Annotated in this window: 15 protein-coding genes; 7 read left to right on the forward strand and 8 right to left on the reverse strand. The window is 57.6% G+C overall.

What is annotated here, in order from left to right:
- Window positions 1-11: 11 nt before the first annotated feature.
- Window positions 12-752 (reverse strand): TlyA family RNA methyltransferase, encoded by a 741-nt coding sequence (locus EUU23_RS00450; protein ID WP_160352186.1) that lies wholly within the window; start codon window positions 750-752, stop codon window positions 12-14.
- A 49-nt stretch (window positions 753-801) separates the two neighbouring features.
- Between EUU23_RS00450 and EUU23_RS00455 the strand changes: the two genes are divergently transcribed.
- Entirely contained in the window at window positions 802-1332 is a 531-nt protein-coding gene (locus tag EUU23_RS00455) for a hypothetical protein (RefSeq protein ID WP_160352187.1), read from the forward strand.
- Between the two features lie 412 nt (window positions 1333-1744).
- A complete protein-coding gene (sppA, locus tag EUU23_RS00460; protein ID WP_160352188.1) occupies window positions 1745-3619 on the forward strand; it encodes a signal peptide peptidase SppA in 1875 nt (624 codons plus the stop codon).
- Window positions 3620-3628: 9 nt separating this feature from the next.
- Here sppA and EUU23_RS00465 read toward each other — a convergent pair whose 3' ends face one another.
- From EUU23_RS00465 to EUU23_RS00475, 3 genes are read right to left on the reverse strand one after another with little or no spacing between them, the layout of a single operon-like run.
- The gene (locus EUU23_RS00465; RefSeq protein ID WP_160352189.1) at window positions 3629-3940 is read right to left on the reverse strand and encodes a hypothetical protein; all 312 of its coding nucleotides are present in this window, start codon (window positions 3938-3940) and stop codon (window positions 3629-3631) included.
- Window positions 3937-4473: an inorganic diphosphatase gene (ppa, locus tag EUU23_RS00470; protein WP_160352190.1), complete on the reverse strand. Its 537-nt coding sequence runs from the start codon at window positions 4471-4473 to the stop codon at window positions 3937-3939. Before ppa ends, EUU23_RS00465 begins: the two co-directional genes overlap by 4 nt.
- 19 nt (window positions 4474-4492) lie before the next feature.
- Complete coding sequence (locus tag EUU23_RS00475) at window positions 4493-6436, reverse strand: M61 family metallopeptidase (protein ID WP_343032662.1); 1944 nt, start codon at window positions 6434-6436, stop codon at window positions 4493-4495.
- Window positions 6437-7375: 939 nt separating this feature from the next.
- On the opposite strand from EUU23_RS00475, the gene hisS reads away from it, so the two are divergent.
- Window positions 7376-8704, forward strand: a complete 1329-nt coding sequence (gene hisS, locus EUU23_RS00480; RefSeq protein ID WP_160352191.1) for a histidine--tRNA ligase — start codon at window positions 7376-7378, stop codon at window positions 8702-8704.
- Between the two features lie 241 nt (window positions 8705-8945).
- On the forward strand, window positions 8946-10022 hold the full coding sequence (prfA, locus tag EUU23_RS00485) for a peptide chain release factor 1 (protein WP_160352192.1): 1077 nt from the start codon (window positions 8946-8948) through the stop codon (window positions 10020-10022).
- Window positions 10023-10086: 64 nt separating this feature from the next.
- Here the strand turns inward: prfA and EUU23_RS00490 are convergent, their stop codons facing one another.
- The 4 genes from EUU23_RS00490 to EUU23_RS00505 are packed head-to-tail and all read right to left on the reverse strand — an operon-like array spanning window position 10087 to window position 15084.
- Window positions 10087-11151 carry an LLM class flavin-dependent oxidoreductase gene (locus EUU23_RS00490; protein WP_160352193.1) on the reverse strand — a complete coding sequence of 355 codons (1065 nt, stop codon included), beginning with the start codon at window positions 11149-11151 and terminating at the stop codon, window positions 10087-10089.
- Entirely contained in the window at window positions 11148-12050 is a 903-nt protein-coding gene (locus tag EUU23_RS00495; protein WP_246155969.1) for an aldo/keto reductase, read from the reverse strand. The genes EUU23_RS00490 and EUU23_RS00495 overlap by 4 nt, the downstream gene beginning before the upstream one ends.
- On the reverse strand, window positions 12047-13075 hold the full coding sequence (locus EUU23_RS00500; RefSeq protein ID WP_160352194.1) for a LacI family DNA-binding transcriptional regulator: 1029 nt from the start codon (window positions 13073-13075) through the stop codon (window positions 12047-12049). The genes EUU23_RS00495 and EUU23_RS00500 overlap by 4 nt, the downstream gene beginning before the upstream one ends.
- Window positions 13072-15084, reverse strand: coding sequence for an alpha-glucosidase (locus tag EUU23_RS00505; RefSeq protein ID WP_160352195.1), 2013 nt, complete (start codon window positions 15082-15084; stop codon window positions 13072-13074). The genes EUU23_RS00500 and EUU23_RS00505 overlap by 4 nt, the downstream gene beginning before the upstream one ends.
- A gap of 216 nt (window positions 15085-15300) precedes the next feature.
- On the opposite strand from EUU23_RS00505, the gene EUU23_RS00510 reads away from it, so the two are divergent.
- The 3 genes from EUU23_RS00510 (at window position 15301) to EUU23_RS00520 (ending at window position 20068) form a co-directional block, all read left to right on the forward strand.
- Window positions 15301-17757: a TonB-dependent receptor gene (locus EUU23_RS00510; RefSeq protein WP_160352196.1), complete on the forward strand. Its 2457-nt coding sequence runs from the start codon at window positions 15301-15303 to the stop codon at window positions 17755-17757.
- 326 nt (window positions 17758-18083) lie between these two features.
- Entirely contained in the window at window positions 18084-18455 is a 372-nt protein-coding gene (locus EUU23_RS00515) for a BlaI/MecI/CopY family transcriptional regulator (protein ID WP_160352197.1), read from the forward strand.
- Entirely contained in the window at window positions 18452-20068 is a 1617-nt protein-coding gene (locus EUU23_RS00520) for a M56 family metallopeptidase (protein WP_160352198.1), read from the forward strand. Before EUU23_RS00515 ends, EUU23_RS00520 begins: the two co-directional genes overlap by 4 nt.
- Window positions 20069-20135 lie beyond the last annotated feature (67 nt).

A 20135-nucleotide genomic window follows, 5' to 3' on the forward strand; every position in this document is an offset into this window, starting at 1 on the left:
AAGGACGGGCTTCAGTTTTTCTGTGCCCAGATTAGAAATTCGACATTGCCTTGTGGCCCTGTAATCGGGCTGGTTGTCAGACCGCGTACAGTCCAGTTTTTTTCGACCAACCACATTTGGACTTCGTCGCACACGCGCGCGTGTATCGTTTCGTCGCGAACAACGCCGCCTTTTCCGACTTCGCCGCGCCCGGCCTCGAATTGCGGTTTGATCAGGGCGATGATCTGCGCGCCGGTTCTGGCGAAGGTCAGCGGGGTTTCCAATACCTTGGCGAGGCTGATGAAACTGGCGTCACACACGATGATATCGATGGGTTCGGGAATATGGCATTCGGTCAAAATCCGGGCGCTTGTCTGCTCATGCACGATGACGCGCTCGTCCTGCCGCAATTTCCACGCGAGCTGGTTCGTGCCGCTATCCACGGCGTAAACACGCGCTGCACCGTTGGTCAGCAGCACATCGGTAAAGCCGCCGGTCGATGATCCGACGTCCATGGCGATCACATCGGTGACATCGATGGCAAATTCTTCAAGGGCATGGGCAAGCTTGATGCCGCCGCGCGAAACCCATGGGTGGTCGCTGCCCTTCACCTGTAACGGGGCATCTTCGGCAACCTGCTGCCCGGGCTTTTGCGCCTTTACATCGCCGATGAAGACCAGTCCTGCCATCACCAATGCCTGAGCGCGCGTTCTGCTGTCCGCAAGATTGCGGTCCACGATAAGCTGATCCAAGCGTATTTTTTTCGTCGCCATGGCGCAGGGCGCTAGCTCAATGCAATGCTTTTGGCCATAAGCAGTCGTCATGAAACCCTATCATCCCCTATTTGCCGGATTGCTTGCGCTGTCTGGCTGTGCATCGCCCCTGCCGCCTGCGCCCCCGTCTGCACCTGTGGTAAAGCTTGCGCCGGTCGTCACAGAAGTTCAGTCAGCACGCCACGCCGGGGACTGGCCCGATTGGCCGGTTGAGGCCGGCGACTGGGTGTACCGCCGGGATGATCGCGGATCGGTGGCGCTTTTTGGACCAGTTGGGCAGAATGCCATTATAACCCTGCGCTGTGACAGGGCGCGCGGGCGTGTCTATCTCGCCCGTGCAGCTGCCGGTCCACCCGCCAAAATGGTGATCCGTTCCAGCTCCATGATGAAGGAATTTGCGGCCAGCCCCACCGGTGCTACGCCGCCCTATCTGGCCGCAGAAATCATGCCGGGCGACCCGATATTGGACGCCATGGCGTTCAGCCGCGGTCGCATTGCGCTGGAGGTAGAGGGGCAGAAGGCAATCGCCATTCCGTCCTGGGCCGAAATCGCACGTATCGCTGAAGATTGCCGAGCCTAGGTCCTGACCCTAAGACGCTTCAAAGCAGAACCTCAATATTTGCCGGAAAAAAAATATATTACAAGACTTGTTTCCAAACTTTGTTTGATTCACTTATCGAGTCGCGGAGGGCAGATATATGTTTGATGCAAGCAATTTCCATTCAACGAAAGGAGGTGATCCGATGTCTCATGGTTCAGTTAAGAGGTCGGGCAATTCCGTTCGGGAGATCGGCCGCTGATCCTATCAGCGATGCCGGTCACGGCATGAAAGCAACTTCCGGCAGCGGCACATCCGACCGCTGACCCATGTTTAAGGGCCGCTGGCGCAAATCCGGCGGCCCTTTTCTGTGCTTCCGCAGTCGTTGGTCGAAACGGTGCTGGAAATCCGGTGCAAAATGCCTACATCAGCCTGGCGTAACAAAGGGTAATTTATGACATTTTTGCGGATCAGCTGGAAAATCATCGTCGGTTTGAAAGACTTGATGGTGCTTTTGCTCCTTTTGTTGTTTTTCGCACTGCTGTTCGCCGCGCTTAGCGCCAGCCCGAACCCAGGGATGGTACGCGAAGGCGCGCTCTGGCTGAAACTTGACGGTGTTGTGTCCGAACAACCTGCGGAGATTGACCCGATCACCGCGCTGACATCGACCGCCGCCCCGGTTGGCGAAATCCGGCAGCGCGATATCATCCGCTCGCTGAAAATTGCCGCAAATGACAAGCGTATCAAGGCCGTGGTGCTGGATATGGACCGCTTCATGGGCGGCGGGCAGGCCAGCCTTTCGGCGATTGGCGATAGCCTTGACGCCGTAAAAAAGGCGGGCAAGCCGGTCTATGCCTTTGCGACCGCCTATAGCGATGACAGTTACCAACTGGCCGCCCATGCCACCCAAATCTGGGTGGATCCGCTTGGCGGCGCGATGTTGACCGGTCCCGGCGGGTCGCAACCCTATTATAAGGGCCTGCTCGACCAATTGGGTATCAAGGCCAATATCTATCGCGTCGGGACCTATAAGAGCGCGGTTGAACCCTATATGCGATCCGACCAGTCGCCGGAATCGAAGCTAGCGATCAAAGCGGTCTATGACGAGATCTGGGGCCAGTGGAATGCGGATGTCGCCAAAGCCCGTCCGCAGGCGCAAATCGCACAGATGCTCCGTGATCCAGCGGGCGCGGTCGAGGGCGCGAAAGGCAATCTGTCGCAACTGGCCTTGTCCAACAAATTGGTCGACACATTGGGCGACCGCATTGCTTTTGGTAAATTTGTCGCGACGAAAGTGGGCGCAGACCATAAAAACACGACCGGCGGGTTCGCCGCCGTCCCGATGGATGCATTGCTGGCCAGCTATGGTCCATCGAGCGCCGGGCAACAGATTGGCGTTGTGACCATCGCCGGGACCATTGTCGATGGCGAGGCTGGGCCGGGCACGGCGGCAGGCGATACGATCAGCGGCCTGATATATGATGCGCTTGATAATAAGGACCTGAAAGCCCTTGTCGTTCGCGTCGATTCCCCCGGCGGATCGGTGACCGCGTCGGAAAAGATAAGGCTGGCTATTGCGTCGGCCAAGGCGAAGAAAATTCCGGTCATCGTCTCCATGGCCAATCTGGCGGCCAGCGGCGGCTATTGGGTATCCTTGCCCGCCGATGTTATCTTTGCAGAGCCGTCGACCATTACCGGCTCCATCGGCATATTCGGCGTCATCCCCAGCGCGCAGGCCGGTTTGGCCAAGATCGGGGTCAACGCCGATGGTGTGAAAACAACGGCCCTGTCGGGGGAGCCTGACGTGTTGGGTGGTTTCAGCCCCGAATTTGACCGTGTCGCGCAAAGCGCCATCGAAAATGGCTACCGCGAATTCATCACCCGGGTTGCGACCGCCCGCAAAAAGACGCCAGAACAAGTGGATGCGATCGCGCAAGGTCGCGTCTGGGCGGGTGGCACCGCGCGTCAGATCGGTCTCGTGGACCGCTATGGCGGCATGGATGATGCGTTTGCCGAAGCAGCCAAGCGCGCCGGATTAAAGGCCGATGGCTGGCATGCCGTCTACATCGAACCGCAACCCAGCTTTGCCGGCGCCCTGCTCGGCGGGTTGATGCCCAAACGGGCGAGCGTTGCCGCGCCGATGGATATCTTTGCCCAAGCCGCGTGGCAGCAGCAGTTATTTGTGCAGCGCATGGTCGCCGATCTTGATATGCTGACCGGTGTGAAAGGCGTGCAGGCCCGTTGTCTGGAATGTGCCGACTTCACCCCGCCCGCCCCGCCCAAGGCGGATGGCGGCTGGTTGTCGGTACTGGCGAAATTTTTTGCTTAGGATGGCGACCTAAGCCTTAACGGCGCAGATCAGGCCGGACGAGCTGACGACCCCGAGAATCTCCGGGTCCTGAAGCGACCGCGTGCGTTTCAGAAATTCGTCCACCGAAAGCTTGCGGACATCCTTGTCGCGCAGCTTTTTAAGGCCGGACAGCTTGTTGAGCTGTATCAGCGAGAGCCGGTCCACCATCCGGTCGGCCATGCAGGATGCCACGGGCTTGGAAAGTCCGGCATTCATCAATGCCGTCCGAACCCGCGTTTCAGGCGTGGCACATGCCGACAGCATCATGACGACCAGAATTGGACCGGCGCATCGCATCATTTCTTGTTGTCCTGTTCGCGCTGGATCGCTTCCAAAAGCACACGACGCGCTTCATCAGCATCGCCCCATTTGCCGACCCGCACCCATTTCTCAGGCTCCAGATCTTTGTAATGGGTGAAGAAATGTTCAATCTGCTGCATGACGATTTCCGGCAAATCATCGCTTTCGGTAATTTTGCGATAATATGGGAATGTCGCATCAATCGGTACGCATAACAGCTTTTCATCGCCGCCATGTTCGTCTTCCAAATTCAACACCGCGATCGGACGGCAGCGCACAACACATCCCGGCATGAAGGGTGAACGGGCGATAACCAGCGCATCCAACGGGTCGCCGTCGGGGGATAAGGTGTGGGGGATAAATCCGTAATTTGCGGGATACCGCATCGGTGTGTGCAAAATACGATCCACGAACAAGGCACCGGATGCCTTGTCGAATTCATACTTCACCGGCTCACCGCCGATAGGAACTTCAATGACAACGTTGATATTTTCGGGCGGGTTTTCGCCGGTAGGGATCATATCGATACGCATGGGAGAATGCTTTCCTAGGTTATTTGGTGGTCCTCCGCGGAGCCAGCAAACGATCTATCGCCGTTTCACCTTTGCCCACAGATTCGAGGTGCGGATAGCGCAAACCGCCGGAATAGGCGATGTCTATTTGTTCAAATCGTTTGTTGCGTTCGATGATTAGCCGGATCGGCGTCTTGCCATCCTTGGCCGCTGTGACCGCTTCGGTAAGCCGGTCTTTGGTAAAGCCCAATCCGCCCACGGCCAGAATCTTCGCGCCATTGACGATATCCGCCTTGAACGCCGGGCCATTCCACATGACCGAAGTGACCTTGCCTTCCTTGTCCAGCGTCAGGCCGAGCGAATGGGTAAGATCTGCGCTGCCGCCATCCTTCATCCGTTCCTTGTCATAGACATTGGGCTCTTCTTTCCAGATGAGCCGATACCCGCCCTTTTCAACACCGGTAAGCGGCGCAGGCTGCCCGGGTTTGCGTAATTTTGTGTCCAGAAATGTCGCCCAATCATAAGGCTGGACAGCGTTCAATGTGCGGACGACTTCGTCGAAATCATAGGTCAGCACCCCCCAATCGGCATCGCGCACGCCGAAAAAGGCCTTGGCAAAATCATCAAGCGATTTGGTGCCTTTGGACAATTCGCGGATGGTCATGTCGGCGGCGAGCCAGACCAGCGAGCCTTCATTATAATAATCTTCGCCGCGCGCCTGGCTTGAAAAGGGTTTGGCTTTGCGGGCACCGAAAATCGGATCATGCGTGGTGTCTTCAACCGAACGCCAGTCGCGGCCCGGCTGTTCGGCATAATAGCCCGCTTGTCGCGCCCATTCGCCCAGCACCATTTCTTTGCTCTGCAAGCCCGAACGGGCGGCCAGGACAAGATCCCAATAGCTGGTCTGCCCTTCATAAACCCACAGCAGATTGTCGCGCATCGGGGTCGAATAATTGGGTGTCCACATGTCCGCCGGACGGCGGAATTTGCCGTTCCAGCTATGCGTCAGTTCATGCGGCAACAGCCCGCGTTCGGATCCATTTTCCGCCCAGTTGGTGAAATAGTCGGTATCGCGGCTATTTTCCGAACTGCGATGATGTTCTAGCCCGATGCCACCCAATTCGTCGGTCAGTGCGAGCAGAAATTCATAGCGGTCAAAATGTTTGGACCCGAACAGGATTACAGCCTCGTCGACCAACGCCTTGTGCGCGGCAATATGTTCGGGTTTGGCTTCCAGAAATTTGGCTTCATCGGCCCACACATTCAGCGTTACTTTATTGCCCAGATCCCATTTGCGATAATGGGGTCCGGCAAACATCGGGCTATCCACCAATGTTTCATAGCTGGTCGGGGCATAGTCGATACGGTTGCCCGTTACCTTGCCGCCGTCGAGGGCCGCAACGCCGGTCCAGCCGGACGGAAGGGTGATCGAAGGTTTCACCTCGATAGCGCGCGTGAAGTGACCTGCGGGATAGAGCGATACCTGTTCCCATTGCACATTCATCATTGCAGGCGTGACCACAATGCGCCCCTCGCTGTCGCGCACGGGGGAGGTGAACTGGAATTCGACATCGACCGATTTCGTTCCGGCAGGGGTATCGACATGGAAGGCGTAGACTTCAACCGGATCGCGCGTCCAGTTGAGGAGCTGTCCCCCTGCGCGAACTTTGAGGCCCGTCATTTCGGCCAGCGCGCCGCGCGGGCCATGCTTTCCCGGCAACCATTGGGGGTAAAGGAGCGTCAGCGGCTTGCCCGGCTCGACCGGGATGGTCTGCTTCACGCGGAAAATGGCGCGCGCAACATCGGTCGCATCCACCTCAAGCACCATCGGGGCGGGCAGGGGACGGTCTTCCGGTTCGGGCACCCGGTCAATAATCGGCACCGGCTGCGGTGCGCTTTTCTGGGCAAGGGCTGCAGATGCAAGGCTGGAAGAAAGGGCGAGTGCGGCAAGTGCGCGCGTAAATGTGCGTGAATTCATAAACATGAGTTTTGCCGAATGTGTTTGCGGACGTCCAGTGGAATGTGAGGGTAATCGTGCACCATCCCCCCTCCCGCGGGCGGGAGGGGGACTTCTGCCCTCCTTCTCCCCTCCCGCTTGCGGGAGGGGCTGGGGGAGGGTGTTTCGGCGAGGCCCACAAGGCGGACCTACGGCCCGCCCCCTCCCCTAACCCCTCCCGCGGGCGGGAGGGGGATTGGTACTTTTATTGACTCGACCAATTCTACTCTCTCCGCGAACTCCGCGCTCTCCGCGTGAACCAAAAACACAACTCTAATTAGGTTCACGCGGAGTTCGCGGAGAGCGCGGAGGAGGTAGACTTCATCCGGAACCTTCATTCCCTTCCCGTTGAATCCTACTTACCCGTCACCCTGAACCAAGTTCAGGGTGGCGGTGCGGGGGAGGTTCAGGGTGGCGCGAGGGGGATTTCGGCCTACTTGCTCCCCTCCCGCTTGCGGGAGGGGCTGGGGGAGGGTGTTTCGGCGAGGTCGCAAGGCGGACCTGCGGCCCGCCCCCTCCCCTAACCCCTCCCGCCTGCGGGAGGGGGATTGCTAACCGTTGGGACCTGTCCCAAACCGCTTCTGTCATACCCAACGTCACCCTGAACTTGGTTCAGGGTCCATCGTGCAGCAGCCACCGCAGCCTGAAACAGAACGCAACCGCGCGTCACGCGATGGCTTGCCACTACGGAACAGGAGCGGGCTGATAAATGGACCCTGAAACAAGTTCAGGGTGACGGGTTTGTGTCGGCGGAGAGAGAATTCGGCCTTCTTGCTCCCTCCCGCAAGCGGGAGGGGGATTGCTAACCGTTGGGGCCTGTCCCCGTGGACGGCATACGGGGACTGTCCCCTTGGGGACTGTCCCCAACCTTAGCAGAAACCAAAGCACTATTCCCCTCTCCCGCAATTGGCGCTAGGGCGCTTGCCGATGGCAAAGATACAGACCCCGCAGCCCGTCCGTGGCACCCAGGATATGTTCGGTGAAACCGAAGAACGCTTCGCGCATGTCGTGGCGACCTTTGAACGGGTGCGGCGGCTTTACGGGTTCAAGGGCCTGCAATTGCCGGTGATCGAGCCGACCGCCGTTTTTTCACGCAGTCTGGGCGAGGCGACGGACGTTGTTTCCAAGGAAATGTACAGTTTCGAAGATCGCGGCGGGGATTCCATCACGTTGCGGCCCGAATTTACCGCAGGCATCGCGCGCGCCTATCTGACCAATGGCTGGCAGCAATATGCGCCGATGAAGTTGTCAGTGCATGGGCCGCTGTTCCGCTATGAACGCCCGCAAAAGGGCCGCTATCGCCAATTTCACCAGATTGATGCGGAAATCATCGGCGCGGCGGAGCCTGCCGCCGATGTCGAATTGCTGGTCATGGCGGACCAGTTGCTCAAGGAATTGGGCATTGATGACGGCGTTACCTTGCAACTGAACACGCTGGGCGACACACAAAGCCGCGATGCGTGGCGCGCGGCGCTGGTCAGCTATTTCAATGATCATCGCGACGTCCTGTCCGAAGACAGCCTTGCCCGGTTGGAAAAGAACCCCTTGCGCATTTTGGACAGCAAAGACCCCGATGATCGCGGCGTCGCCTATGCGGCCCCCAAGATCGACGATTTTCTGTCGGCCGAAGCCAGCGACTTCTTTGCAGCGGTGACCGCCGGGCTGGATGCAGCGGGTGTGGCTTGGACCCGCAATGCAGCGCTTGTCCGCGGCCTCGACTATTACCGCCACACGGCCTTTGAATTTGTCACCGACCGGTTAGGCGCACAGGGCACTGTACTCGGCGGCGGGCGTTATGATGGTCTAATCGAGAATTTAGGTGGACTCGCAACGCCCGCTGTCGGTTGGGCGGCCGGGATCGAGCGGTTGGCGATGTTGCTAAATGGCGTTGGCAAACCACTTAGGACAGCCTCCATTGTCGTTGAAATTGACAGTGACAAGCTTTTCTCGGTTGCTAAGCAAATGGAAAAGCGGATTAGAAAAGAAGGGATGCCCTGTGGAATAATCTCCGAGGGAAACCCAAAAAAGAGGTTCGATCGCGCAAAGAAGCTAGGAACAGATTACATTCTGACTCTAAACGAAAATGCGGATGGCAGTTTTGCTTTTGGAGTCAAAAGAAACGTTCTGGACCGCTACAAAACGACAGGACGACTGAATGTTGCGCTCAAGTTTTACCTGCGTGATGTGTTTGGTGTTTCGCCGACTGACTGGAGAGTTGTGTCGCATGGCGGCGGCACGTTGAAGCTCGACAAGTGACAGAAATTTCTGTGTCTTCGCACCTTTGCGTGAATCCCTTCCTTTGTCCTTCCCGCGAAGGCGGGAATCCATGGCATTATCTGTCGGAATTAGGGTTCGCACAAAGACACGAAGGCACAAAGAAGTTGCTTCGTGTCTTAGTGTCTTTGTGCGAACCAAAATTGTCTCGAGTGTGGAGGTATCAGCCCATGGATCCCCGCCTGTGCGGGAATGACAATATTGGGGTTTTGGGGTTGGCTCTATGAAAATCTCCCCGCAACGGATCGCGCTGATTGAATCGCGTTTTGCCGAGCTTGAGGCGCGGATGGCTTCGGGGCAGATGGAGGGCGAGGCTTTTGTGGCCGCGTCCAAGGAATATTCCGAGCTGGAACCTGTGGCTTTGGCCGCAAAATCGGTGCGGCGTCTGCGAAGGGAAATCGAGACGCTGCAGCATATGGTCAAGGATTCTTCTGACCCGGACTTGCACGACATGGCGGTTGAAGAGCTGGAGGATGTGACCCAGCAATTGTTCGAGGCCGAAACGGCGCTGGCCATTTCGCTGCTACCGAAAGACGCAGCCGATGAACGCCCTGCGATGCTCGAAATTCGTGCCGGAACCGGCGGGGATGAGGCGGCCTTGTTCGCAGGGGACTTGTACCGCATGTATGAACGCTATGCCGCAGGGCAGGGCTGGAAAATCGAACCGATATCGATCAGCGCCTCTGATGTCGGTGGGTTCAAGGAAGTCGTGGCCTCGATCAAGGGCAATGGCGTGTTTGCCAAGCTGAAATTCGAAAGCGGCGTCCACCGGGTGCAGCGTGTGCCGGTCACTGAATCGGGCGGGCGCATCCACACCAGCGCGGCGACCGTGGCGGTGCTGCCCGAACCGACCGAGGTCGATGTGCATATCGAGGCGCGCGATCTGAAAATCGACGTCTACCGTGCATCGGGGGCAGGCGGCCAGCATGTGAACACAACCGACTCCGCCGTGCGGATCACCCACTTGCCGACCGGGATTGTGGTCACCTGTCAAGACGGGCGCAGCCAGCACAAGAACAAGGAACAGGCGATGCAGGTGCTGCGCGCGCGGATGTACGAAAAGGAGCGCGAAGAGGCGCAAGGGGCCGAGGCCGAGGCGCGCAAGGCGATGGTCGGTTCCGGCGACCGTTCCGAACGCATCCGAACCTATAATTTCCCGCAAGGCCGCGTGACCGACCACCGCATCAACCTGACGCTGCACAAGCTGCCCGAAATATTGGAAGGCGGCGGGCTGGGCGAGATGGTCGACGCGCTGATCGCCGAAGACCAGGCCGAACGGATGGCGGGTCTGGGGGAGTAGGGGTACATCTGAAACTTTGGTTTCTCCTCCCCATCGCAAGTCGATGGGGAGGAGTCTCCCTGCACTAAACCTCCAGCCGCCCATGCTCCAGCCGTGGCAGGACATAGCGGGCGAACATGTCGCATTCGTTGATATGCGGATAGCCCGACAGGATGAACGCCTCGATGCCGACGGCCTTATAAGCTTCCAGCTTGGCAAGCACCTGGTCGGGGTTGCCGACGATGGCCGCGCCGCAGCCCGAGCGGGCACGGCCGATGCCGGTCCACAGATTATCCTCGATATAGCCGTCATTGGCTGCCGCGGCCTCGCGCAGTTCCGCCTGCCGCGCCACGCCGAAGGTCTGCGCGTCGAGCGATTTGTTGCGGATCGCCTCGCCGGTTCCCGCGTCCAGCTTGGAGAGCAGGCGGTCGGCATAAAGGCGGGCTTCGGCTTCGGTTTCGCGGACGATGACATGGCTGCGAAAGCCGTATTTCAGCGTGCGCCCGAATTTCGCGGCGCGCGCGGTCATGTCGTCGATCAGGTCCTTTGCGCCTTGCACCGTTTCGGGCCACATCAGGTAGACATCGCAACCCTCGGCGGCGGCTTCCTTGGCGGCTGGTGACAGGCCACCGAAATAGAGCGGCGGGCATTTGCCGCTGACCGTCTTCATCCGCGGCGGGTCGAGGTCGATCTTGTAATGCTCGCCATCGATGGACAGATGCTCGCCGTTGAGCAGCGTCTTGAGGATATGCATCGCCTCCACCGTGCGGCGGTAGCGCGGTTCGCTGTCCATCTGGTCACCGGGCAGGTCGGAAGAGATGATGTTGACGTTCAGCCGCCCGCCCGAAATCTGGTCCAGCGTCGCGATTTGCCGCGCCAGTTGCGGGGGCCAGCTTTCGCCGACGCGCACCGCCATCAACAGCTTGATCCGCGTCGTCAGCACCGCAATCGCGCTGGCAAAAGCGGTCGTATCGAGACCAAGCGCATAGCCCGAGGGCAGCAGGATATTGTCAAACCCGCCCTTTTCGGCGTTCAGGACGATATTGCGGCAATGCTCCCAGCTCGACGCCAGCATCGGGTCGGGTTGCCCCAGAAATTCATAGTCATCATCGCACAGCGCGGAAAACCAGCTGACTTCAACAGGCTTCATGGAAGTGGCACTCCTCTTGCGGCGACCAGCACGCTGTACCAGTCCGCGCGGGTCCATGTGATTTTGAAGGCATCGGCGGCCTCGGCAATGCGCGCCGGATTTTGCGAGCCTACGATGGGGATAGGACGCGCCGGATGCGCCATGATCCAGCTATAGGCCGCCGCCGTGCGCGACACGCCATGCGATGCGGCGACACCCGACAGGGCGCCAGCGACATTCTGTTCACGCTCATTGGAAGGATCACCGATCCGCCCGCCACCCAGAGGCGACCAGGCAAGAACGGCCATGTCCATGGCAATCGCCTGATCGAGCTCGCCATTTTCGATGGTATCGATCCGCAGCGGCGACAGTTCGGGCTGTGTCGACACAATCGGCACCGCGCTGAATTGCGCCAGCGTCGCAATCTGCGCCGGCGTGAAGTTGGACACGCCAAAGGCGCGGATCTTGCCTGCTTTGTGCGCCGCCTCGACCGCGCGCGCGATTTCTTGCGGATGCGTCAATATGTCGGGCCGGTGTATTTGCCACAGGTCGATGCGGTCGGTGCCCAGCCGTTGCAGGCTGTCGTCAATCGCTTTCGTTAGATATTCGGCGCTGCTGTTATAGGGTGTGGGCGGGGTGATGCCGCCCTTGGTCGCCAGCACCATCCGGTCGCGATAGTCCGGTGCGTCGGCAAAGACGCGGCCCAGCAACTCTTCGGCCTTGCCAAAGCCCTGCTCGCCAAAACCATAGATGTCGGCCGTGTCAAACAGGGTGATGCCCGCGGCGAAGGCGGCGTCAATGGCGGCACGCGCGGCGGACAGCTCCAGCCCGGCAAAGCGCCACATGCCCCATGCAATAGAGGATATTTCAATGCCGCTCTTGCCCAGTTGGCGGGACAGCGGCGGTTTGGGAAGTGTCATATTTTTTTGCTCTTTTGTGAAGGTGAAAAGGGAGGGGCAACGGATTCGCGGTTGATCAGCTCGTGCGGCAAACGGCGATGTTCTATTCCACCTTCGCCAAATAACAGGTCGGCGGCGGTCGAGGCCAGATCGCGCACGGGCTGGCGAATGGTGGTCAGCGGCGGCCATACGACGCGGGCCAGGGTGGTGTCGTCAAAACCGGCAACTGAAAGCTGTTCGGGAACTTGCATCCCCCGACGGTGCGCGACCGCCAACACGCCCGACGCCATATCATCGTTAGACGCGAATATGGCGGTCGGCGGATTGCCCAGCGAGAGAAAAGTCTCTGTCGCGGCCACGCCGCTTTCAAAATCAAACTGTCCTTCGGCAATCAACGCCGGATCGACCGAAATGCCGACGCGGCCCAATGCCCGTTCATAGCCCGCCTGTCGTTCGGCGCTCGCCATATGATTGGGGTGCCCCATGATGAAACCGATGCGGCGGTGGCCGATATTGATCAAATGCGTCGTCATGTCGTCGGCGGCCTGCGTATCGTCCATGAATACCGATGACGTCAGCGCATGATTGGTGCCGGGCGAGATGCGGACAAAGGGAATGTTGAGCGCCTCCAGCGCGGAAAGCACGGGCGCGCAGTCGGTGACCGGCGACGACAGGATCGCGCCATCGACATGCGTCTGGCGCACCATGCCGCGTACCTGTTCGCCGACATCGGGGTCCGCGACATCCACCGGCTGTGCGATCAGGCGCATGCCTTCTTCATGGCACCGGTCCCAGCATCCCTGCATGATCTGGTGCATATAATAGGGCGAATGATTGTCGTAGATCAGCGCGATCTGTCCCGATTTCGTCCCCGCCAAGATGCGCGCTGCAATGCTGGGGGAAAAGCCGAGTTCGGCCATCGCGGCATCGACCTTGGCCTTGGTGGTGGCGCTGACATAGGGGTGGTTATTCAGGACACGGCTGACGGTCTTGACCGCGACCCCGGCCAGTTTGGCAACGTCCCTGATGTTCGAACGGGTGTTCATTCCCCGAATTCCTCCGTGATGGAGGCGAACAATGCCGCATGCGCGCTGTCTTTGCGATAGAAAACAGGTGGCTGGCCATATGGGGCGGTTACAGGGTGGGTCCCACGGGCATAATCTTGCCCTGTCCACAGGTGGCACCATGTTGCGTCCGGCAAGATGACCTGACGGCCATGCTGGTCGGCATGGACAACCGGGGCGACAAGCATGTCGGCACCGTAGAGAAATTGGTCCTGAATGTCATGATAGGCCGCATCGTCATAATGCAAAAATAGCGGGCGTTGCAGCGGCAGGCCGGTTGCCACCGCTTCGTTCGACAATGCGCGGACATAGGGGGCCAGCCGGGCGTGGACATTGCTCATGCGGGCAAAATGGGCCAATATCGCATCGCTGCTGTCTATTTGCAGATTATCTGCGGGGCGATTGCCTTCATGGCTTCGCATCACCGGCGCAAATGCCGCCATATCGATCCAGCGGTGCATCAGATCCGGGGTGCGAACAACGCCGTGCAGGCTGGTATAGCCGCCCAAATCGCTATGATGATAAGCATTGCCCAGCAAACCGGAGGATAGCGCGCCGGTGATGACCGTATTGATACCGTCATGTCGCGAAAAATCGACGCATTGGTCACCGGCCCATAGCAACGGGCAATAGGCCTGCACCCCCGAATAACCCGCGCGCATGAAAAAGGTCGCTTCACCCGTCTTGCCACGCGATGCTATGGCGTCGGCATTGACCTTGGCCCAAAGAACCGGCCAGCGATTATGCGCCTCCATCGGGTCAGATCGGTCAAATAACCGCACATCGGTGGGCAGATATTCGCCGAAATCCGCCATCCAGCCCGACAGGCCGAAATCAAGCATTTCCTGACCAATTATCCGTTCGGAAAACCAGGCGGCAGCGGCAGGGTTGGTAAAATCGACGACGCCTGCGTCAAATTCCCCGAAATCGACCGCATATGGGCTGTCGTCATGTTGGTGCAACGCCAGATAATTTTCTGCCAATGCCTCTTGATAAAGTACGCCGTCGACCGCGAGGTAGGGATTGACATAGCCGAGATAATGGATGCCCTGTGCGGAAAGCGCGGTAATTTTTACAGGCAGGTCGCAATAGCGTGCGGCATTCCATTTCCAGTCCCAAAACAGCCGCTTGCCAAAACTGGTCTGGCGAATACCGACCCAATCTTCGCACCATAAACCGGAAATCGCCGCGCCCGATGCCGCAATTTTATCAAAACGGTCGAATGTTGCATCGCCATCTTTCAGCCCGACAATCGCGCCTGATATTGCCCAATCGGGCAGGGGCGGCTGGCGACCGAAACGGTCGGACAATCGGGTAACCAGATCAGGCAGCGATTCATCTGCGAACAGTTCAAGGTCGAGATCCGCTTTCCAGCATTCCACCGCAACCCGGTCGGCTTCGATCAGGTCCAGCACCGAATAGGCCGCTGTTTCCAGATGAACCGCGTACCGGTCTGAACTTAGCCAGGTCGGCTGGGGATAGTTGGTGGTCCAATAATCGCCCCCGGCCAACCCTTCGGTATCCATGATCTGCGTCAATTCGGTTGTTTTGTCGCGGCCCACACCGGGTTCGGATGTCCAGAATGGAAAGCGCCGACCGTTCAGGCGCAAATAGGACATTTGTTCGCCGCCGCCCCAAAAGGATTCGTCGGCATCACGTGCCATCGCAATCCACATGCGGTTGATATTTTTATCTGTGCAGCGAATTTTCAGCCGCGCGTGATGGGCGTCGATATCGATACCGATCCCGACGATTGTTTCGGGCTGGTCTGCATTCCAAAGACGGATGGCACCATTGTCATCGGCAAAGCAGTTCAAGGGCAGCCGCCTGTGCAGATCGTCGGCAATGCGGAAGTTTCCGCGCACCATTTCCATATCAGGCACGCCGGTTCCGATTTCAAAGGCCGGGTCATCGGCACGATGCGATAGAACGCACCGGTCACCAAGGCACAGGTCAAAACCATTGGCGTGCATGATGAACTGCAATGGCAATGCGCTCTCCTTATCTTCGGTCCAGAAGGACTATGGCATCCTTGCCACAGTCGTCACGATAATGTTGCTGCATATATGACACCGCTAGACATATTAAGTCAATCTGGTTAGGACGCGAAAGTCATCGACGGCATATCCCGATAAAGCTTTTCTTGCTTGTACTAACTCAAGCAATTTGGTTGAGAATTGGGGGGCCGAATTTTAGGGAGGTACATCATGGTTAAATCATACATCAAAACCCCGACTCTGCTGCGCGCGGCACTGTACGGAACAAGCGCCCTCGCACTTGGCATTGCTGCACCCGCCATGGCGCAGGACGCGGCAAGCGAAGATGATTCTTTTACCAATGAAATTATCGTGACCGCTCAAAAGCGGTCTCAGAATATTCAGGATGTTCCAGTTGCGGTTTCGGTCATTTCTGGCGCAGCGCTCGAGCAGCAGGGCGGCGTAAACATCGAAAACGCTCAATATCTGGTACCAAGCTTGAATTTCCGCAAATCGGGCAGCGCGCTTAATCAGTCGCTGTATCTGCGTGGTGTTGGTACCACGACATTCTCCATCGGCGGCGAGCCATCGGTTGGCACAGTGCTCGACGGCGTCGTGCTTGCGCGTTCGGGCGAAGCGTTCAGCGACCTTGTTGATATCGAGCGCATAGAAGTTCTGCGCGGACCGCAAGGCACCTTGTTCGGCAAGAACGCCAGCGCTGGTGTCATCAACATCGTCAGCCGTCGCCCTAGCGACACTTTTGGCGCGTCCGTTGAGGGCGGTTTCTTCTTTGGGAACGGGCAGGAATACCGGGTTCGTGGCGGTGTTGATGCGCCGCTTTCAGAAAAGGTCGGTGCCCGCATTACCGGCTTCTATTCGAAATGGGATGGTAACATCCGTAACGAAACACTTGACCGGCGTGTGAACGGCTATGAACGCTATGGCTTCCGGGGCATTGTTGAAGCAAAGCCGAGTGATAATGTCACACTGACGCTGATCGGCGACTGGCGCAAATCGAATGATGATTGCTGCGCCGAAGTCATCGGCTCGCCGGCTCGCAATGCGGACAACACGGTATTTGCAACTTTCACCGCGCGTGCAGCCACCGCGCTCCCTGCGCTTCTTGGGGATCGTACCCGCAGCGTCCGCCAAAATCTTCTGACGCAGGCGTTAGAAAAGGCGTGGGGCGTCTCGTTTCAGGCGGACATCGAATCGGACAACGGTCCTACGCTCACATCCATTACGGCCTATCGCAAATATGATAGTAACGAAGTCCGCGATGGCGATTTCCTGGCGACACCTTTTGTCGGCATCGCACAAAGCCATGATTTTGGACCGCAAACGGGCGATACCTTCACTCAAGAATTGCGGCTGACATCGCCTGCTGGACAGTTCTTTGAATATGTCGCAGGACTATATTACTATAACGCATCGCAAGAGCGTACATTTACCCGTGCAAACATAGCCTGCTCGGCCTCGACGCTACCGATACAAGGTGTCTTGACGCCGTGCTCGACCGCACCAGGTGCCTCGACCATTACATTTCCAATTGGCATTGCCAATTTCGGTACGACATTCAAGAACATGGCCGCTTTCGGTCAGACGACCTTGAATTTCAGTGATAGCTTCCGCGCGATTGTCGGTCTTCGCTACACGCATGACCAACTGAACGGCTTCCACATCCGCACAACGCCAGTTCCTGGTGCGTCGCAGCCGGTTTTTGACCAAGGCGTTTATAATGAATTCATTCGCCAGCTTGGGCTTGGAGCAACTCCAGCCGCCGCACAAGCAGCAGCAGTCCTTGCCTCTAACGGACAACCTTTCCGACAGAAGGTGACGAACAATAATATTTCAGGCAAATTCGGACTGCAATATGATCTGTCCGAAGACGTTATGGCCTATGCGTCATATTCGCGGGGTTATAAGGGGCCGGGCCTGAATATCTTTTTCAACCTCAACTCTAACGGCACACCGCCTCTCGCTGACGAAACCGGTGACAGCTATGAAGGTGGCCTCAAGACCACGTTCCTTGACGGGGCGATGACGCTGAACATTGCGGGCTATTATGCCAAGTACAAGAATTTCCAGGCGAACAATCCGGATTTCGTGCTTGGTCAGCGCGTGACGCGCTTTACCAACGCCGGTACTGTGTCGACCCGCGGCTTCGAAGCCGACTTGCTCTATCGTCCGTCCGATGATTTCACGATTTCTGGCGGTGTCGCTTACACCGATGCAAAGGTGGACAAATTCCGCCTACCGCCTGGAGCTCCGGCAACCGATGAGATTCCGGCTGGGACGGTGTTGCCATTCTCGCCGAAATGGAAAGCGTCGCTTGGCGGCAACTACACGATCCGCACCGGTGGATTTGCTGACATCGAACTTGGCGCACAAGGTTCGTATCAGACCAAGCAATTGTCGTTGCTCGTCGCCAGCCCGCTGATCCGCGAGAACGGCACGATCAAGGCTTACGGTTTGCTTGACCTGTCAATCGCATTGGTGGGAGCCGACGACAAGTTCCGTATTTCGTTCCTCGCAAAGAATGTGCTGGATACGAGTTTTGCCGCTTCAATCGTTGATGGCGGCCCACTGTCCGGGGGCAATACTGGAAGCTCCAGCTATCGCTTCATTATTCCCCGGGAAGCTGATCGGTATTTTGGCATAAATGCCAAGATCAATTTCGGCGGTTAAATAACCTGCTAATTTACGAAAAGGGGCTGGAATCCAAATCGGGTTCCGGCCCTTTTTTTGTCAATTTTTTGGGGGGGTAACCAGGACGGGTGGTGCGAGACCAGTAGCAAACCACCCGTCCTTGTTTGTGGGGTGTTGAACAATATTAGATATGCACCCGTCGTGCCAATTCTACATCTCCTATTATAAACAGGAACATAGGTGGTTACTGCGGTATTAACCATGTTGGCCGCTGTAAAGAAGTTCGACAAAATGCCGACGGGTGCGGACAAACAGCGTTTACATCTGTAATCGAATCGATTACGTCTGTAGTCGGAGAATATGCAATGACCATTGAACGTATTAGTGACGCAGAACTGACGGTATTGGAAATCCTGTGGGAACAGGCGCCGCTGACCGCGACCGAAGTGGCGGAACGGATTCCGGCGGATCGTGACTGGTCCTTGCCGACGGTCAAGACGCTGCTGTCGCGCCTGCTGGCCAAGGCGGCGGTTGAACATCGCGCCGATGGCCGCCGTTTCCTCTATTCGCCACTGGTGGAGCGGGAGGATTATGTGTCCCATGAATCCAGGCGGCTGGTCGACCGGCTGTTCGGCGGCAAGTTCATGCCGCTGGTCGCGCATCTCGCCGAGCAGGAAAAGCTGAGCGATGCGGACATTTCCGAGATTGAGAGATTGCTGAGGGAGATGAAGTCATGAGCGTTGAATTCAGTCAGGCATGGCTGGTCGACAGCTTGTTGGTAACAACATTGCTGATGGCCGCAATATTATGTGTCCGCAAACCGGTTGCCAAGCTTTTCGGCCCCGGCGTCGCCTACGCCCTCTGGCTCGTCCCCGCCGCCCGCCTTTTGATGCCCAGCCTTGAGGGCGAACCTGTGGTTTTGGCGGAAAACAGCCATTCCATCAGCGATACCGTCCGCCATTCGGTCCTGGCCCAAATACCGTCGGAAGCTTCAGCCGAATTAACAAGTTCGGCAAGCAGCGTCGTTCCGGCGATTGATTTCCTGGCATTGGGCATTACATTCTGGCTGGGCGGTGCGGTACTGTTTTTCATCATCCAGATGATCCGCTACGCCTCAATGCGCGACGACCTCCTCGCCGAGGCCGAGGAAATCGCGCAGATCGACGGCGTTAAAGTGGTGGCGTCCGACCTCGTCGCCGGACCACTCGCCTTTGGCCTGTTCAAACGCTACATCGCCGTGCCGCTGGACTTTACCAAAAGCTATTCCCCGGCAGAACGCGAACTCGCACTGGCCCATGAAATGGCGCACCACAAATCGGGCGATCTCTTCGCCAATCTGGTCGCCTTCATCATCCTTTGCCTGCAATGGTTCAATCCCATCGCCTGGATGAGCTGGAACGCATTCCGCTTCGATCAGGAAGCCGCCTGCGATGCCCGCGTTCTCGCCGGAAAGGGCGCAGAAGTGCGCGCCATTTACGGACAGGCGCTGGCGCGCACCGCCTTTGACGGCGTGCCAACATTCGCAACGGCGCTCAATTCGCCCAAAACCATCATAGAAAGATTAAGGAGGCTCACCATGAAGGATGCCAGCAATAAGCGGCGCATGTTCGGCAAAGTCGGCGTTATTGCGTCCGCCGCACTTATTCTGCCGCTGACCGCGACGGTCGTGCCGGCTGTAGTTGCTCAGGAGGCAGCAACGCCGGCAGACGGAGATTCAAAGCCCGACGTGGTTGATAAAAAGATCAAGGTCATGATGATCAAGAAGTCGGACGGTAAAACGGTTGACGTGATTGCGCATGACGGCGACGGCAAGGAAGTTACCAAAGTCGAACGAGACGGCAGGACCTTCATATTCCGCACCGACAAGAAACTGTCGGAAAACGAAGTTGAAAAAATGGTTTCGGAGGCTGAGAAGTCTGCAGCCGATGCAGAAAAACAGTTTGGTGAACAGGGTCAGGGGAAGGCCGTAAAAATTGTGCGGGTAAATAAAGACCGCAAGCTGGTTGATGAGGATGACGATGCTGTGCACTTTAGCGTCGACCAATTGGAAATCAGTTCGTACATCCCCGAAATCGACATCCGTGAAGTTACGATGGGCTGTAAAGAAGGCCAGCCAGTCACAACTGACGTGATCGGTTTTGACGGCAAGAACAAATCTAAGATCAAGCTCGTGTTATGTGGCAAGGGTCAGGCAAAAATCGCACGTGCGTCCGCGATAGAAGGTCTGCGTGACGCACGCGAAAATGTTCGGAATGATGCCGACATTCCCGAAAGCGTTCGCAAGGATGTAGTTGAAAAGCTCGAAGAACAAATTCGCAAGCTGGAGGCCGAAGCCGAAAAAGCTGGCTAAGCGCACTCGAAACAACCAGCTCCCCAGCTATGTTTCGATAATTCGGGCGGTTTCTTTGGAGGCCGCC

The organism is Sphingorhabdus profundilacus (assembly GCF_009769755.1).
Taxonomy (GTDB): Bacteria; Pseudomonadota; Alphaproteobacteria; order Sphingomonadales; family Sphingomonadaceae; genus Sphingorhabdus_B; species Sphingorhabdus_B profundilacus.

Coding starts and splice junctions, on each gene's coding strand:
- EUU23_RS00450 (WP_160352186.1), bottom strand. CDS start 752: ATGGCGACGAAAAAAATACGCTTGGATCAGCTTATCGTGGACCGCAAT.
- EUU23_RS00455 (WP_160352187.1), top strand. CDS start 802: ATGAAACCCTATCATCCCCTATTTGCCGGATTGCTTGCGCTGTCTGGC.
- sppA (WP_160352188.1), top strand. CDS start 1,745: ATGACATTTTTGCGGATCAGCTGGAAAATCATCGTCGGTTTGAAAGAC.
- EUU23_RS00465 (WP_160352189.1), bottom strand. CDS start 3,940: ATGATGCGATGCGCCGGTCCAATTCTGGTCGTCATGATGCTGTCGGCA.
- ppa (WP_160352190.1), bottom strand. CDS start 4,473: ATGCGTATCGATATGATCCCTACCGGCGAAAACCCGCCCGAAAATATC.
- EUU23_RS00475 (WP_343032662.1), bottom strand. CDS start 6,436: ATGTTTATGAATTCACGCACATTTACGCGCGCACTTGCCGCACTCGCC.
- hisS (WP_160352191.1), top strand. CDS start 7,376: ATGGCAAAGATACAGACCCCGCAGCCCGTCCGTGGCACCCAGGATATG.
- prfA (WP_160352192.1), top strand. CDS start 8,946: ATGAAAATCTCCCCGCAACGGATCGCGCTGATTGAATCGCGTTTTGCC.
- EUU23_RS00490 (WP_160352193.1), bottom strand. CDS start 11,151: ATGAAGCCTGTTGAAGTCAGCTGGTTTTCCGCGCTGTGCGATGATGAC.
- EUU23_RS00495 (WP_246155969.1), bottom strand. CDS start 12,050: ATGACACTTCCCAAACCGCCGCTGTCCCGCCAACTGGGCAAGAGCGGC.
- EUU23_RS00500 (WP_160352194.1), bottom strand. CDS start 13,075: ATGAACACCCGTTCGAACATCAGGGACGTTGCCAAACTGGCCGGGGTC.
- EUU23_RS00510 (WP_160352196.1), top strand. CDS start 15,301: ATGGTTAAATCATACATCAAAACCCCGACTCTGCTGCGCGCGGCACTG.
- EUU23_RS00515 (WP_160352197.1), top strand. CDS start 18,084: ATGACCATTGAACGTATTAGTGACGCAGAACTGACGGTATTGGAAATC.
- EUU23_RS00520 (WP_160352198.1), top strand. CDS start 18,452: ATGAGCGTTGAATTCAGTCAGGCATGGCTGGTCGACAGCTTGTTGGTA.